We start from the raw sequence: 15,160 nt of genomic DNA, 5'->3' as shown, positions 1-15,160 counted from the left end.
AGCCCGTTGGGCCGGGCGCCGCGCTTGCGCGGCGCAAAAGACAGGTGCTGCTGAGAGGTCGTGACGCGGCAGTCTGCCGCATCACGACCATCTTCAGGATCTGTGGATTTGCCGCCGCCTCAAGGGTGAACCGCGCCAAGGCGCGGCCGCCAGAGGCGGCCCTTGACCCGGCGGCAAACAAGTGAGGCCAGCAACTGGGCCAGAGCCCCAGCCCCTAGCTGTTGCGCAGAAGCCGGAAGGCGGCAGAGGCGCCCCAGCCTGCCACAATGGCAATGGCCAGCGACATCAGCCCATAGAGGAAGGGCTGTTCGCGCGACATGCCGTAGAGAAACCGCTCCAGTCCGACCTTGCGCACATCGATGTCGGTCTCAAAGCTGGAGATCACCTCTCCGGCGCGGGTCAGGAGGATGCGGGCGCTATAGAGTCCCTCGGTCACATCGGCGGGCATTTCAATGGCGGTGCGAAACAGGGTTTGCTGATCCACCGCCACAGTGTTTTCACGCAGGGAATACAGCCCCTCTTTTTCGCGGATGCGCACCACAGCCCTGGCAAAATTCTGGGCGTCGCGGATATTCATCGCGGCCCCCACAGACCGGATGGCGCGGGCAATAGAGACCCTATAGCGCAGATCTTCGGTATCTGTGATCGTTTCACGGAAGGGGGCGCTGGTGGCGATGGCATAAAAGCTCGGAGCTGAATCGACGAGGACGCTGTCGGTATTGACCCAGATCCCCATGCGTTTGGCCTTGCGGCGCACAGTGACCGGCGAGGTCGGGCCAGAGACCGCCACGATAACCTGCAGGGGCGGGCCGTCGGGGATTTTGGTTTCGCGTTTGATGGCACCAAAGATCAAGATTTCAGAGCCGTCAAAATTGGCAGTGATGGCAACCCGGTCCTGGCTGAGGCCAAGAACCACCTCTTCCTGGGTGGCATAGCCGGCTGTGGCCAGGGTGAGCAGGGCAAACAGCGCAGGCAAGAGAGTGCGGGAAATCATGGTCAATGCTCCCCGGCGGCGCCAAGCGTGTAGAGTTCATCCGGCATGAGCAAGAGGTCGAGCCCCAGTTTGACGCAGACGAAGATGACCATCAGCGCCAAGAGAATGCGCAGCTGTTCGGCCTTGAGATAGACGCCAATGCGGGTGCCAATCTGTGCCCCGACGACGCCGCCGATCAGCAGCAGTACTGCCAGCACGATATCGACGGTCTGATTGGTCGTGGCGTGCAGCATTGTGGTGAAGGCAGTGACAAGAATGATCTGAAACAGCGAGGTGCCGACAACCACCTTTGTTGGCATCCCCAGAATGTAGATCATGGCGGGCACCATGATGAAGCCACCGCCCACCCCCATGATGGCGGTCAGGATGCCAACCAGAAGACCAACCAGAATTGGCGGAATAACTGAAATATAGAGGCCGGAGGTGCGAAACCGCATCTTGAAGGGCAGGGCATGTACCCAGCCGCGTTGACGCCGCAGGGTCTTGGCACCGCCGGCACGTCGGGATTTGAAAATGGCATTGAGGCTCTCAATGAACATGAGGCTGCCAACAATCCCAAGGAAGACGACATAGAAGAGGGTGACCAATAGGTCGACCTGGCCGAGGCTCTTGAGATAGTTGAACACCAATACCCCGACAGCGGCGCCGACCAGGCCGCCCGCCTGCAGAACCATGCCCATCTTGACATCAACCGTTCGCCTTCGGAAATGCGCCAGCACACCAGAAAAAGAAGACGCAACGATCTGGTTGGCACCCGTAGCGACGGCAACCGCAGGCGGGATGCCGATGAAAAACAATATGGGGGTCAACAAAAAGCCGCCACCCACGCCAAACATGCCGGAAAGAATGCCCACGATGCCGCCAGCGCTGAGCAGGAGGAAGGCGTTGCCCGAAACTTCGGCGATGGGAAGATAGACTTGCATACATAGGTTAGAGCGCAGGGCCACAAAAAAATCAACTGAGGATGCCGCTTTGCAGCAGGCAGGACTGATTTTAAAAAGGAAACTGGACCTATCCCCGACTCTGCACGCATTGGGGAAGGGGCGATCGGCAGGGTAAATAAAAGGCCCGCAACCAGGGGTGGTGCGGGCCTTGCAAATTGTATCAGACAGGGCGGCTTAGCGCTCTTTCACATAGGGTTCGCCACCAGATCGCGGTGGGATTGCCTTGCCGACAAACCCCGCCAGAATCACCACGGTCAGGATATAGGGCAGGGCGTCCATCACCTGCACCGGGATGGTCACAGAGCCCAGTTCGATATTCTGGAACCGTAGGGCCACGGCCTGCAGCAGACCAAACAGCAGACAGGCCCCCATCGCCTGCCAGGGCCGCCATTTGGCAAAGATCAGCGCCGCCAGGGCGATAAAACCGCGCCCGGCAGTCATATCTTTGACAAAGCCCGCCTGCAGCGCGGTGGCCAGATAGGCGCCGGCAATACCGCAGAGCAGGCCACAGATGGCAACGGCGGCAAAGCGCAGTCCAATGACGGAAACGCCAGCGGTATCCACCGCAGCCGGGTTTTCCCCCACCGCGCGCAGGCGCAGGCCAAAGCGGGTCCGGTAGAGGATCCACCAAGTTGCGGGCACTGCCAGAAATGCCAGATAGACCAGGATGGAATGCCCCGAGAGCAGTTCGGAATAGATCGGGCCGAATATCGGCACATCGCGCAGACTGTCGGCAAAGGGAAAGGTGAGGGGGCCAAAGCGACCCTCGGTCAGCAGCGAGGGCGTGCGCCCGCCCTGTTTGAACCAATCCTGCGCGATCAACACGGTCAAACCTGCGGCAAGAAAGTTGATGGCCACGCCGGAAATCAGCTGATTTCCACGAAAGGTGATCGAGGCAAGCCCATGCAGCGCCGAAAGCAGCATTGATGCGGCGATCCCGGCCAGAAGGCCCAGCCAGACATTGCCAGTCACCGCAGCAACAGCCGCAGAGAAGAACGCCGCCATCAACATCTTGCCTTCCAGGCCAATATCAAAAATACCGGCCCGTTCCGAATAGAGCCCGGCAAGACAGGCCAGCAACAGCGGCGTGGCCAGGCGGACGGTGCTGTCCAGCACCTGAATCAGAGTGATGAAATCCATCAGTTGCTCTCCTTGCGCAGGGCTAGGAAGATCCGTTCAAGCGGGATGCGCACCATATTGTCCAACGCCCCGGTGAACAGGATGACAAGCGCCTGGATCACCACGATCAGTTCGCGCGGGATATTGGTCCAGAGTGCCAGTTCAGCGCCGCCCTGATAGAGAAAGCCAAACAGGATCGCGGCCAGAAAGACGCCAAAGGGGTGGTTGCGCCCCATCAAGGCGACGGCGATGCCGATGAAGCCGGCGCCTTCTGTCGCGTTGAGCACCAGGCGCTCGGCCTCGCCCATGACGTTATTGATTGCCATCATTCCGGCCAATGCGCCCGAGATCATCATGGTGATGATGGTGATTTTCACTGGTGAAATCCCGGCGTAGCGGGCGCCTGCCTCGGATTTGCCAAAGGCGCGGATTTCAAACCCCAGCGGGGTGCGCCAGATCAGCAGCCAGACCGCCAGGCAGGCGGCAATGGCCACCAGCAGGCTGACATTGGCAGGGGCCGATTTTGAAAAGGCAATGCCAAGCGGCGTCAGCAATTCATGCAGCGTGGGCAGATGTATCGTATCGCTGAACCGGGCCGAGGCCGGATCCATCGAACTGGGGGGCTTCAGCACGTTGACCAGCACATAGTTCAGTACCGCAGCGGCGATGAAGTTGAACATGATGGTGGTGATGACGATGTGACTGCCGCGTTTGGCTTGCAGATAGGCCGGGATGGCCGCCCAGGCAGCACCAAACAGGCCTGCACCCAGGGTGGCAAACAGCAGCGCCAGCGTCCAGTGCGGCCAGGGAATGAACAGGCAGATCAGCGCGACGCCCAACCCACCAAGCATGGCCTGACCTTCGCCGCCGATATTGAACAATCCGGCATGGGCTGCAACCGCAACCGCCAAGCCCGTGAACATGAAGTTGGTGGCGTAATACAGCGTGTAGCCCCAGCCATAGCTGGAGCCAAGCGCCCCATCAACCATGAGCTTGACCGCCGCAGCAGGGTCTTCGCCAATCGCAAGGATCACCAGCGCCGAAAGGCCGGCAGCCAGCAGCAGGCTGATCAAGGGGATAAGCACGACATCGGCCCATTTAGGCATTTTTTCCATTTACGCGGCCTCCCCCGCGACACCGGCCATCATCAGGCCCAGCTCTTTCTCATCGGTTTGGTCGACGGCACGTTCGCCCATGATCCTGCCATCAAACATCACCGCAACGCGGTCGGCCAGCGACAGGATCTCTTCCAGCTCGACCGAGACCAGCAGGATCGCCTTGCCCTGATCGCGCAGCGCGACGATTTGTTTGTGAATGAATTCAATGGCACCAATGTCGACGCCACGGGTGGGCTGACCAATCAGCAGCAGATCCGGGTTGCGCTCAATCTCGCGGGCGACCACGATTTTCTGCTGGTTGCCGCCAGAAAAGCTCTTGGCGTCAAGCCAGGGATCCGGGGGGCGGACGTCAAACTTGGCCATCTTCGCCTCGGTATCGGCGCGCAGGACGGCGTTGTTCATCAATAGCCCTTTTTGGTATTCCGGCGCGTGGTGGTAGCCAAAGGCGACGTTTTCCCAGGCATGAAAGCCCATGATCAGCCCCTCGCTTTGCCGATCTTCCGGCACATGTGCCACATGCGCGGCGCGGCGGGCACGGGCATCAGATCCGGCCCCCTGCAGCGGCAGATCCACCCCGTTGAGCCGGATCGCACCTTCGCCGCTGCGCATACCGCCCAGCACCTCTAGCAGTTCCGACTGGCCATTGCCTGCGACCCCTGCGATGCCCATGATTTCCCCGGCGCGCAGGGTCAGGTCGATCCCCTTGAGGCGCTCGACGCCAGCCTCGTCCACCACGCGTAGCTGTTCGATTTCCAGGATCGGTTTGCCGGGTTTGGCAGGTACTTTATCAACCCGCAGCAACACCTTGCGGCCTACCATCAGCTCGGCCAGATGTTCTGGGCTGGTCTCGGCTGTTTTAACCGTGGCAGTCATCTGACCACGCCGCATGACGGAAACGGTGTCGGTGGCATCCATGATTTCGCGCAGCTTGTGGGTGATCAGGATGATGGTTTTGCCCTCGGCCCGCAGCCGGTCCAGAATGCGAAACAGCTGGTCGGCCTCGGGCGGGGTCAGCACCCCGGTTGGCTCATCCAGGATCAGGATGTCGGCCTGACGATACAGCGCCTTGAGGATCTCTACCCGCTGCTGCATGCCCACGCCGATTTCATCAATGCGCTTGTCCGGGTCGACATGCAGTTCATATTCGGCGGCAAGCTCTTTGAGGATCTTGCGGGCCTTGGACAGCGATGGCATCAACAAGCCGCCGTCTTCGGCACCTAGCACAATGTTTTCCAGCACGGTGAAGTTTTCCACCAGCTTGAAGTGCTGAAATACCATGCCGATGCCCGCTGCGATAGCGGCCTGGCTGTCGGGGATTTCGGTGCGGTTGCCGTTGATCCAGATCTCGCCCTTATCGGCTTTGTAAAAGCCGTAGAGGATGCTCATCAGGGTGGATTTTCCAGCGCCATTCTCCCCGATTATACCGTGGATGGTACCGGGGGCGACGCGGATGGAGATATCTTTGTTTGCTTGAACCGGGCCAAAGGATTTTGAAATCCCTTTGAGTTCAATGGCGGGGGCAGTCAATCGGGCTCTCCCATGCGTGAAAATCCGATCATGGGGCATCGTTTGGATGCAGGATGTCGCGCCGCATTGGCGGGATCCATGGCCAAAGACACAGCCAGCTGCCCCGGCTTGGGCATCGGCGCGTTTCGATCAGAGGAATTGATGTTGAACCCAATTGCCGCCTGCCACTGGATGGCAGGCGCATCAGGCGATGGGGAACCCCAGGCCGAAAACAAGGTATGAAGACACATTGTCATGGCCTGGGGTCTTTGCTTAGAACTTCAGCGCAGGGCAGCTGTTGTCGGCATAGTAAGAGACAACTTCAATCTCGCCGTCGATGATCTTCTGGCGCGCGGCGTCAACGGCGGCCTTCATTTCATCGGTGATCAGGTCTGCGTTATATTCATCCAGCGCATAGCCGACGCCATCGTCGGCCAGACCCATGGAGAAGACACCAGTCTCGACGGCTTCGCCTGCGATCATCGCATCATAGACGGCGACGTCGACGCGTTTCAGCATCGAAGTCAGGACCTTGCCTGGGTGCAGGTGGTTCTGGTTGCTGTCGACGCCGATCGACAGGATGTTTTCGTCCGCAGCAGTTTGCAGCACGCCAACGCCAGTCCCGCCAGCGGCGGCATAGATCACATCAGCGCCCTGGCTGATCTGCGCCTTGGTCAGTTCAGAGCCTTTGACCGGGTCATTCCAGGCGGCAGGTGTGGTGCCGGTCATGTTGGCAATGATCTTTGCATCGGGGTTCACCGCCTTGACGCCCTGGGCGTAGCCACAGCCAAAGTGGCGGATCAGGGGCACATCCATGCCGCCAACAAAGCCAACCGTGTCGGTCTTGGAGGCCATCGCCGCCATCATGCCAACCAGATAAGAGCCTTCGTGTTCGGCAAAGCCAACCTGACGGATATTGGGGACATCCAGCCAGGTCACGTCGATCACGACGAATTTGGTGTCAGGATAGTCCGGCGCAACCGAGCTGAGCGGATCGGCCATGCCAAAGCCCATGGTGACGATGGGGTTGGCACCAGCCTCTGCAAAGCGGCGCAGCGCTTGTTCCCGCTGGGCTTCGGACTGGAGTTCAATTTCGCGGAACGAGCCGCCGGTTTCCTCGGCCCACCGCTGAGCACCGCCAAAGGCCGCTTCGTTAAAGCTCTTGTCGAACTTGCCGCCCAGATCAAAGATCAGCGCAGGTTCGGCCAGGGCAGCGCCCGCAGTCAGAGCCAGCGTCGCAGCTGCGCCCATCAGGGATTTCATCAGCGTCATAAAGGTACTCCCGGTTTGTTATTCCGCACGGTGGCCCGTTGCGGTCCGCCAGAGCAGACCTGATTGGCCCCACAGGGTGTGTTATAAAAAGGTGTGGCAATTTAGCCCTTTGCGCAGGTAGGGGGTCAACCGCTTTTTGACCAATCGGTGCGAAATCCGTGCGGCTTGCCTAACGTAACCCTCTTTGCATCACGATCGCGTCGACCGAAGTGCCATTTCTGCGCGGATAATAACCCCGGCGTCGGCCGCAGACGGCGAATCCCTCGCTTTCGTACAGCGAGAGCGCCGGGGCATTGTCGGCGGCCACTTCCAGGAAGCTCTCTGTTGCGCCGCGCAGCTTGGCCTGGGCCTGCCAGGTTTGCATCACGGCGCGGCCCAGCCCCTGGCGTTGATGTGCCGGGTGGGTGGCAAGGGTCAGCAGCTCGGCTTCATCCGCGACAAGCCGCACCAGGGCAAAGGCGCGGGCATCACCACAGGCCAGCACCAGCGGGCTGTCCAGCAGGGCGGTGAATTCCGCTTGCGACCAAGGGCGCGATTGGGTGAAGGCGGCAGCATGGATCTGTGCCATCTGCTGTGGGGTCAGCGGATCAGCCATCAATCAATTGCGGTGGCACATCGCGGGCCGGGGCCGCATCGGCGGCGCGCAGATACAGCGGTGCAGGGGGGGCGATCTCGGTCAGGGTATCGGTCTCTAGATGTGCCAGATAGCGGCGGCAGGCCTGTTTTGCGATCTGCTGCGCCAAGCCTGCGGGAGAAGCCTCAGGCGCGAAGCTCAGCCCGGCGCTGCGGGCGGCGTCTTCGGCCTCTGTCTCGGGCATCAGACGCGGCGCATTCTCGCCGGGCAGTTGGGCGTAGACCTGGCCACGGGGCGCGGGCACCGCTGCCAGGCTGCCGCTACGCGCACGGGCGTCAAACCCCGAGACGCCAATTGCAGGCACCTCCAGCCCCAGAGCAAGACCACGGGCGGCAGAAACAGCAATGCGGATGCCAGTGAAGTTTCCAGGTCCGACCCCAACCCCGATGGCATCAAGGTCGGACCAGCTCTGGCCCGTCTCGGTTAGGATCTCTTCGATCAGCGGCATCAACCGTTCTGCCTGGCCGCGTGTGTGGGCTTCAAAACGTTCTGCCAGCACCACATCACCTTGCAGCAAAGCGGCCGCGCAATGCGCGGCCGAGGTGTCAAAGCCAAGAATCAGGGGCTTGGGGCCCATCCGATTTTCCTTTCAGGTTGCGCGCCAGTGGTCCGCAGCTGTTCGGCAGTGCCTGATCTCCCGATGGCCCGATCAGGCGACACCAGGTCAAACGGCGACGGGTCAAACGGCGACGGGGCGTACTTCGGTGACTTCGGGAATATAGTGGCGCAACAGGTTTTCGATGCCCATTTTCAGCGTCAAGGTCGACGAAGGGCAGCCCGCGCAGGCCCCCTGCATATGCAGGTAAACAACACCGCGATCAAAGCCGTGGAAGGTGATATCCCCGCCATCCTGGGCCACGGCAGGGCGCACGCGGCTGTCCAGCAATTCTTTGATCTGGTCGACGATTTCGCCGTTCTCACCGCTGTGTTCTGCATGGCCAGAGGCCTGTTCGCCGCCTGCATCCACAATGGGTTGGCCGGATTGATAGTGCTCCATGATGGCGCCCAGGATGGCGGGTTTGATATGGTCCCACTCCACGGTATCCGCTTTGGTTACAGTGACAAAATCATTGCCAAAGAAGACGCCGTTCACGCCCGAGACAGCAAAGATGCGCGTCGCCAGCGGCGAGCTGCCGGCGGTGTCGGCGCTGGGGAAATCAGCGGTTCCTGCGTCCAGAACGGTCTGACCCGGCAGGAATTTCAGCGTCGCCGGATTGGGCGTGGATTCGGTCTGAATAAACATTGGGGCCTCCAAGAATTATCTGGTCGATATGCGCCCCGAGGGGCATCAAGTCAAGGTTTAGAATTATTCTAAGTTTGTAGGCGCCGCCTGGCAAGTGCTTTTTCCCCTACGCCCGCCAGCATGTCACAGCCCGCCCAGGCCAAGGCCGCGACCAGTGGTTGCGGCGCTTAGGTGATGGCATCCAGGCGGTCTTTCGACAGATCGCCGGGCACGATGGTGATTGGCACCTGTAGGCTGCCCGAGGATTTGCTGAGCTGGGTAACCAGCGGGCCGGGGCCTTTGCGGTCGTTCCCCGCCCCCAGAACCAGCACGCCAATTTCGGTATCGGCTTCGATCTGGGCCATGATTTCAGGCACGGCTTCGCCTTCGCGGATGATCAGTTCGGGGTCTACCCCCTGCCGATCCCGCATCCATTTGGCGAAGACTTCAAAATGGGCGTGAATGCGTTCCCGCGCCTCTTCACGCATGACTTCTCCGACGCCAATCCAGTGATTGAACTCATCCGGTGGGATGACGGACAGGATGGCGACACCTCCGCCGGTCTTTGCTGCGCGCATGGCGGCAAAGCGCATGGCATTCAGACATTCACGGCTGTCATCAAGTACAACAAGGAATTTGCGCATGTTTAGCCTCTGGTTGATCTGGCAGGGATCATGCCGCAATCGGGGCTGCGCAACAATAGCCATGACACAGAAGCCTGTCGCGCCCCCTGTCAGCTATTGCTGGCGGCCCAGTCCCAGTACAGCGCACGGGTGCGTTTTGCCACTGGCCCCACCGGATAGCTGCAGCTGTCAAAGGCGGTCACGGGGGTTACCTTGCTCATATTGCCAGACATGAAGACTTCATCCGCGTCTTCAAAATCCTGATAGCCAAGCACGGTTTCATGCACGGTGACGCCGTCTGCCCGCAGGTTGGCGATATGGCGTGCGCGGGTGATCCCGGCCAGAAAAGTGCCATTTGCGATCGGGGTAAAGACCTCACCATCGCGCACCATAAAGATGTTGGCAGTGGCTGTTTCCGCCACATTGCCCATGGCATCCAGGGCCAGCGCATTGCTGAAACCCTTGTTGCGGGCTTCGCGCAACATCCGGGCATTGTTGGGATAGAGGCAGCCGGCCTTGGCGTTGACCACGGCGTTTTCCAGCAGCGGTCTGCGGAACTGGGTGCGGGTCAGGGTGGCGCTCGCCTCTGCCGGGGCCATGGGGATTTCTTCCAGGCAGAGCGCAAATTCGGTGCTGTCTGCTGCCGGAGCGATCAGCGTGGCATCGCCATTTGTGGCCCAGTACATCGGGCGAATATAGACCGCCGCGCCGGGGGCAAACCCTTTCAGGCCTTCCAGCGCGATTTCGACCATATCGCTGGTCTGAATGGTGGGTGTCATCATCAGGGCCTCGGCCGAGGCATTGGTCCGGGCGCAGTGCAGATCCAGATCCGGGGTCATGCCCTCAAAAAGGCGCGCCCCGTCAAACACGGAGGAGCCCAGCCACATGGCGTGATCCGCCGCCTTGAGCACCGCCAGATCGCCGTCATGCCAGCTTCCCTGAAAATAGGTGCGAATGGTTTTGCTTATGGCCATGGTCTTTCCCCCGTCAGTATGTGCTGCAAAACTAGGCATTAGAAGGTCAGAGGGCCAGACCTTTTTTCCGCCCCGCCTGCCATATCTCTGCCCCGTTGAAGGGGCCATCAAGGGGCAGGTGGGCCAGAGCTATGGCACCGCTATGCGGCGGGCGGTGTGAGGCCCAGCTGTGTCACCAGAGCACCGGCTTCTGCCTGCCAGCGGGTCTTGAGCACCTCATTGGGGGTGCGGCGCAGGCCAAGGGCTTGCAGGCCCTCAAAGGCGGCAGAGTCTTCGGTGCCAAAACTGGCGGCGACCCGTGGCCACCAATAGTCGATACTGTCTTGCAGCCCGGCTGGGCCGTTGGTCTTGATCCGCCAGGCCAGCCCCTTTTCGGCGAGATCGGCATGATGGGCTTCGACCGGGGCTACGGCGCGAAAGGCTTCGGCCAGGGGCTGATAGGAGATCAGCGAAAACTCAGCCAGTTGCAGTGTGACGGCGCGCCCCATCAACAGGTTCATCACCACCGCATCGTCCCAGCCCTGCAGCGGGTAGTTGAAGACCGCCAGCCGCATATCATGATCCGAGCGACGCTGGCCGATATCGGCGCTGCGCGCCAGCCGGGCGGTCCAGGGGTGATGATCGGCATAGCGTTTGGTATCGGCACCAAAGGTTCCCATGATGGCCAGCACCCGGTCGGCATTACCGCTCTTTTCCATCACGATTTTGGCGGCTGCAATGCGCGCCTTGATGCCGGGGCCCTGGTTTATCACCTCGGCGAAGCCCGCCGCGCCGGCCAGTTCGCTGTCCACGAAGGTTGCCATCAGTTTCAACAGCGCCGCACGGTAGCGCGGCGGCACATTGGCAGGATTGCTCAGCATGCCGCCCTGGGCCAGGTAGCTTTCGATGCTCATGTCTTCGGCCATTGGGTCTCCCTCCCTATTGAACGCGTTATTGATCGTAATCGACAACAACCTTATCGGTCACTGGAAAGGCCTGGCAGGACAGGACATAGCCCTTCTCGACCTCGTAATCTTCAAGCGCATGGTTGGCGACCATCTCTACCTCGCCCTCGATCACCTTGCAGCGACAGGTGGAGCAGACCCCGGCCTTGCAGGCATAGGGCGCGTCCATGGCGTTTTCCAGCGCCGCATCCAGCAGCGTTGTGTCCTTGCCCATCTGCACGGTCTGGGTGGCGCCATCCAGGGTGATGGCGGCGCTTGTCTGATTGTCGCGGCTGGCTGCAGTGCCGCCGTTGGCCTTGCGTTTGGCCCGCCCTGGCTGGGCGCTGGCAAAGAGCTCAAACTTGATCTGCGCTTCCTCCAGCCCGGCGTCGCGCAGGGCAGCGGCGATGCCGAGCATCATGGGCTCGGGGCCACAAATGAAGGCGGTGTCGACCGATTTGATGTCAATCCAGTTCTCAAACAGCTGCGCGCATTTTTCCTGCGTGACCAAGCCGGTGAACAGATCAATGTCCTGGGCGTCGGATTCCAGAATATGGATGACGTTGAACCGCCCCATATACAGGTTTTTCAGATCTTCCAGCTCTTCGCGGAACATGATCGTATTGACGCCCCGGTTGGCGTAAACCAGCGTGAATGATGCGTTTGGCTCGGCTGCGAGGGTGGTTTTCAGGATCGACAGCACCGGGGTGACACCAGACCCACCAGCAAAGCCAAGATAGTTTTTATGGCTTGCCGCATCCAGCGGCGTAAAGAAACTGCCCATGGGCGGCATGGCTTCGATCTTGTCGCCTGGCTTCAGTTCGGTATTGGCCCAGGTCGAAAAGGCTCCGCCATCCACCCGTTTGATGCCAACCTGCAGGATGCCGTCGTCTTTGCCTGCACAGATCGAATAGCTGCGTCGCAGTTCTTCGCCGTCAAAATCGCGACGAAAGGTCAGGTACTGGCCTTGGGTGAAATCAAAGTCGCCTTCGGCGTCTGCGCTGGGTTTCAGCGAGACGACAACCGCATCGCGGATAGTTTTGCGGACATCGGTAACGTCGAGTTGGTGGAAGCGCGCCATGGAGCTCTCCTCAGATGCACTTGAAATAATCAAAGGGTTCAAGACAGTCCTGGCAACGCCAGTGTGCCTTACAGGGGGTAGAGCCGAACTGGCTCACACGGGTGACATTCTTGCTTTGGCAATTGGGGCAGCGTTCCGGGCCACCCGCCGCCTGGGGCGGCGCAATGCCATAGTCTTCCAGCTTGGCGCGGCCCTTCTGGGACATCCAGTCGGTGGTCCAGGCGGGTGAAATCTGGGTTTTCAGCTGGATCTTGTCGATCCCTCGGTCCCGCAGCGCGGTTTCGATATCAAGATTGATGATCGCCGTTGCCGGGCAGCCGGAATAGGTCGGCGTGACAGAGACCACAAGCGTGTCGTCTTGCCATTCAACGCCGCGAATGATGCCCAGATCGACCAGGCTGATCACCGGGATTTCCGGGTCTGGCACCGCGTCGAGCCATTCCCAGATCTGGTCTGTGCTTGGTTTTTCGAAGACTTGATTCATGCGATCCATCCTTGGATATGCCCACCCGACCGATAGGTCGGGCAGCACCCGTCCACCCCTGCCAAGCCGGAGGTTTGCCCCCGGCAAAACGGCGGGCGATTTGCTTCCGCCCGCGGACATGCGCTGCCCTATGCGTTCACTTTCGATCTACCAGCTGGCGCCGGGATAGGCGCGTTGCAGCCATTGCATATGGGTCAACAGATGCCCCAGGTGTTCGGTATGCATGGCGCCGGTGCGCCCCCCCTTATGGGCGAAGCGGCTGTCGGGAACGGTCAGCGTTGCATCCCCCAGAACCCGCAGGATCAGCGCGTCATAATCGCTGCGCAAGGCGGCCGGATCCGGTGCGATGCCCGCGTCGACCATGGCCGCATCGACAGCGTCTGATGTGAACATTTCGCCGACATAGGGCCAGAGGTAGTCCAGAGCCGCCTGCATGAAACCATGGCTTTCCTCGGTGCCGTCGCCCAGTCCCACAACCGTATCGGCAGAGCGCTCCAGGTGGTAGGCCACCTCTTTCGAGGTCTTTGCTGCAATGGCGGAGATGCGCGGATCTGAAGATTTCATCAGATGGCCCAGCTGGATCGAATGCCAGGCATCAAACAGGAACTGGCGCATCAGGGTGCGGCCAAAATCCTCGTTTGGAACCTCGACCAGCAGCACATTGCGAAAATCCCAGACATCACGCAGAAACGCCAGATCGTCAGCGGATTTTCCTGCGCCCTGCACCTCTCCGGCGAGGCCCAGCCACATCTGGGTCTGACCAATCAGATCCAGTGCGGTATTGGCCAGGGCAATATCTTCTTCCAGCACCGGCGCATGGCCGCACCATTCGCTGACCCGGTGCCCCAGGATCAGGGTGTTGTCGCCCATGCGCAGCAGGAACTGGAACAGGGCCTCATCTTGCGTAAGCGTCGCGGCCATTACATTGCCCCCACTTCATCGGGGATGTCAAAGAACGTGGGGTGACGGTAGACCTTGCTCTCGGAAGGTTCATACAGCGGACCCTTGTCGCTGGGCGAAGAGGCGGCGATATGATTGGCTTCGACCACCCAGATCGACACGCCCTCATTGCGGCGGGTATAGACATCGCGGGCATTCTTGATCGCCATTTCCGCATCCGGCGCATGCAGGCTGCCGACGTGACGGTGGCTTAGACCATGCTGGCCACGGATGAAGACTTCCCAGAGGGGCCATTCGTTTTTCATAGCTCAGTTCTCCTGGCTGTGCGGTCCTGCGCGAGGGGCAGGGAGGCGGTTGTTTACTCGGCGGCGACCTTGCGGGCGGCCGTCTTGCGGGCATGGGCCAGCAAGCCATCGCGCACCCACTGGCCGTCTTGCCAGGCCTTGTTGCGCGCTGCGAGCCGGTCGGTGTTGCAGGGGCCATTGCCCTGGATCACATCAAAGAATTCGTCCCAATCGGGATCGGAATAGTCATAGTGACCGCGCTCTTCGTTCCATTTGATGCCAGCGTCTGGCAGATCGAGCCCCAAGAATTCGATCTGCGGCACTGTCTGGTCGACGAATTTCTGGCGCAGCTCGTCATTGGTGTTCATCTTGATCTTCCAGGCCATCGACTGGGTCGAGTGCACGGAATCGGCATCTGACGGCCCAAACATCATCAGAGCCGGGAACCACAGCCGGTTGAGCGCGTCCTGTGCCATTTTCTTTTGCGCGGGGGTGCCATTGGCCATCTTGCGGATCACATCAAAGCCCTGGCGCGCATGGAAGCTCTCTTCTTTGCAGACCCGGATCATGGCGCGCGAATAGGGACCAAAGGAGGTCCGCTGCAGCGGCACCTGGTTCAAAATGGCCGCGCCATCCACCAACCAGCCCACCGCGCCCATATCGGCCCAGTTCAGGGTTGGATAGTTGAAGATGGAGGAGTATTTCATCCGCCCATCCAGCAGCATCTCGGTCAGCTCATCGCGCGATACGCCCAGCGTTTCTGCGGCACAATAGAGATAGAGACCGTGGCCAGCCTCGTCCTGCACCTTGGCCAGCAGGATCGCCTTGCGTTCCAGTGTCGGCGCGCGGGTGATCCAGTTGCCTTCGGGCAGCTGGCCGACAATTTCCGAATGGGCGTGCTGACCGATCTGGCGGATCAGGGTCTTGCGATAGCCCGCAGGCATCCAGTCCTTGGGCTCGATCTTTTCGCCGGCATCAATGCGGGCCTGAAAGGCGGCCAGCTTTTCCGGATCATCCGTTGAGGCTTCGGATTTGACCATCTGTGCATACATGACTTGCTCCTCCCGGTTGGGGTTACTGGC

Annotated in this window: 18 protein-coding genes; all 18 read right to left on the bottom strand. The window is 60.5% G+C overall.

Features of this window, described 5'->3' with window-relative positions; all coding sequences use genetic code 11:
* Positions 1 to 214 precede the first annotated feature (214 nt).
* The 18 genes from ACN0VH_RS08900 to paaA all read right to left on the bottom strand — a co-directional run bounded on the left by ACN0VH_RS08900 (position 215) and on the right by paaA (position 15,130).
* Positions 215 to 994 (bottom strand): TIGR02186 family protein, encoded by a 780-nt coding sequence (locus ACN0VH_RS08900; protein ID WP_278923205.1) that lies wholly within the window; start codon positions 992 to 994, stop codon positions 215 to 217.
* Positions 995 to 996: 2 nt separating this feature from the next.
* The gene (locus ACN0VH_RS08895) at positions 997 to 1,917 is read right to left on the bottom strand and encodes a sulfite exporter TauE/SafE family protein (protein WP_278923204.1); all 921 of its coding nucleotides are present in this window, start codon (positions 1,915 to 1,917) and stop codon (positions 997 to 999) included.
* Between the two features lie 195 nt (positions 1,918 to 2,112).
* Positions 2,113 to 3,078: an ABC transporter permease gene (locus tag ACN0VH_RS08890; protein WP_278923203.1), complete on the bottom strand. Its 966-nt coding sequence runs from the start codon at positions 3,076 to 3,078 to the stop codon at positions 2,113 to 2,115.
* Positions 3,078 to 4,172 (bottom strand): ABC transporter permease, encoded by a 1,095-nt coding sequence (locus ACN0VH_RS08885; protein ID WP_278923202.1) that lies wholly within the window; start codon positions 4,170 to 4,172, stop codon positions 3,078 to 3,080. Before ACN0VH_RS08885 ends, ACN0VH_RS08890 begins: the two co-directional genes overlap by 1 nt.
* Positions 4,173 to 5,702, bottom strand: a complete 1,530-nt coding sequence (locus ACN0VH_RS08880; RefSeq protein ID WP_417700392.1) for an ABC transporter ATP-binding protein — start codon at positions 5,700 to 5,702, stop codon at positions 4,173 to 4,175.
* Positions 5,699 to 5,938, bottom strand: a complete 240-nt coding sequence (locus ACN0VH_RS08875; RefSeq protein ID WP_417700391.1) for a hypothetical protein — start codon at positions 5,936 to 5,938, stop codon at positions 5,699 to 5,701. The genes ACN0VH_RS08880 and ACN0VH_RS08875 overlap by 4 nt, the downstream gene beginning before the upstream one ends.
* A gap of 16 nt (positions 5,939 to 5,954) precedes the next feature.
* Complete coding sequence (locus ACN0VH_RS08870; protein WP_278923199.1) at positions 5,955 to 6,953, bottom strand: BMP family lipoprotein; 999 nt, start codon at positions 6,951 to 6,953, stop codon at positions 5,955 to 5,957.
* 169 nt (positions 6,954 to 7,122) lie between these two features.
* Positions 7,123 to 7,548 carry a ribosomal protein S18-alanine N-acetyltransferase gene (rimI, locus tag ACN0VH_RS08865; protein WP_278923198.1) on the bottom strand — a complete coding sequence of 142 codons (426 nt, stop codon included), beginning with the start codon at positions 7,546 to 7,548 and terminating at the stop codon, positions 7,123 to 7,125.
* Complete coding sequence (tsaB, locus tag ACN0VH_RS08860; RefSeq protein WP_278923197.1) at positions 7,541 to 8,164, bottom strand: tRNA (adenosine(37)-N6)-threonylcarbamoyltransferase complex dimerization subunit type 1 TsaB; 624 nt, start codon at positions 8,162 to 8,164, stop codon at positions 7,541 to 7,543. Before tsaB ends, rimI begins: the two co-directional genes overlap by 8 nt.
* Before the next feature lie 102 nt (positions 8,165 to 8,266).
* Positions 8,267 to 8,830: a NifU family protein gene (locus ACN0VH_RS08855; RefSeq protein ID WP_232403272.1), complete on the bottom strand. Its 564-nt coding sequence runs from the start codon at positions 8,828 to 8,830 to the stop codon at positions 8,267 to 8,269.
* A gap of 167 nt (positions 8,831 to 8,997) precedes the next feature.
* Entirely contained in the window at positions 8,998 to 9,453 is a 456-nt protein-coding gene (locus ACN0VH_RS08850; protein WP_278923196.1) for a universal stress protein, read from the bottom strand.
* 89 nt (positions 9,454 to 9,542) lie between these two features.
* On the bottom strand, positions 9,543 to 10,406 hold the full coding sequence (locus tag ACN0VH_RS08845) for a branched-chain amino acid aminotransferase (RefSeq protein ID WP_417700388.1): 864 nt from the start codon (positions 10,404 to 10,406) through the stop codon (positions 9,543 to 9,545).
* A gap of 140 nt (positions 10,407 to 10,546) precedes the next feature.
* On the bottom strand, positions 10,547 to 11,311 hold the full coding sequence (locus ACN0VH_RS08840) for a Phenylacetic acid catabolic protein (protein WP_278923194.1): 765 nt from the start codon (positions 11,309 to 11,311) through the stop codon (positions 10,547 to 10,549).
* Between the two features lie 25 nt (positions 11,312 to 11,336).
* Positions 11,337 to 12,410 (bottom strand): 2Fe-2S iron-sulfur cluster-binding protein, encoded by a 1,074-nt coding sequence (locus tag ACN0VH_RS08835; protein WP_278923193.1) that lies wholly within the window; start codon positions 12,408 to 12,410, stop codon positions 11,337 to 11,339.
* A gap of 10 nt (positions 12,411 to 12,420) precedes the next feature.
* Positions 12,421 to 12,894, bottom strand: a complete 474-nt coding sequence (gene paaD / locus ACN0VH_RS08830) for a 1,2-phenylacetyl-CoA epoxidase subunit PaaD (RefSeq protein ID WP_278923192.1) — start codon at positions 12,892 to 12,894, stop codon at positions 12,421 to 12,423.
* Positions 12,895 to 13,041: 147 nt separating this feature from the next.
* Positions 13,042 to 13,815: a 1,2-phenylacetyl-CoA epoxidase subunit PaaC gene (gene paaC, locus ACN0VH_RS08825; protein ID WP_417700387.1), complete on the bottom strand. Its 774-nt coding sequence runs from the start codon at positions 13,813 to 13,815 to the stop codon at positions 13,042 to 13,044.
* Entirely contained in the window at positions 13,815 to 14,099 is a 285-nt protein-coding gene (paaB, locus tag ACN0VH_RS08820; protein WP_278923190.1) for a 1,2-phenylacetyl-CoA epoxidase subunit PaaB, read from the bottom strand. The genes paaC and paaB overlap by 1 nt, the downstream gene beginning before the upstream one ends.
* A gap of 53 nt (positions 14,100 to 14,152) precedes the next feature.
* A complete protein-coding gene (gene paaA / locus ACN0VH_RS08815) occupies positions 14,153 to 15,130 on the bottom strand; it encodes a 1,2-phenylacetyl-CoA epoxidase subunit PaaA (RefSeq protein WP_278923189.1) in 978 nt (325 codons plus the stop codon).
* Positions 15,131 to 15,160 lie beyond the last annotated feature (30 nt).

The organism is Pseudophaeobacter sp., assembly GCF_048267565.1.
GTDB classification, from domain to species: Bacteria; Pseudomonadota; Alphaproteobacteria; order Rhodobacterales; family Rhodobacteraceae; genus Pseudophaeobacter; species Pseudophaeobacter profundi.
Note: the sequence above shows the minus strand (reverse complement) of the source record. Positions and strands in the feature narration are given on the sequence as shown.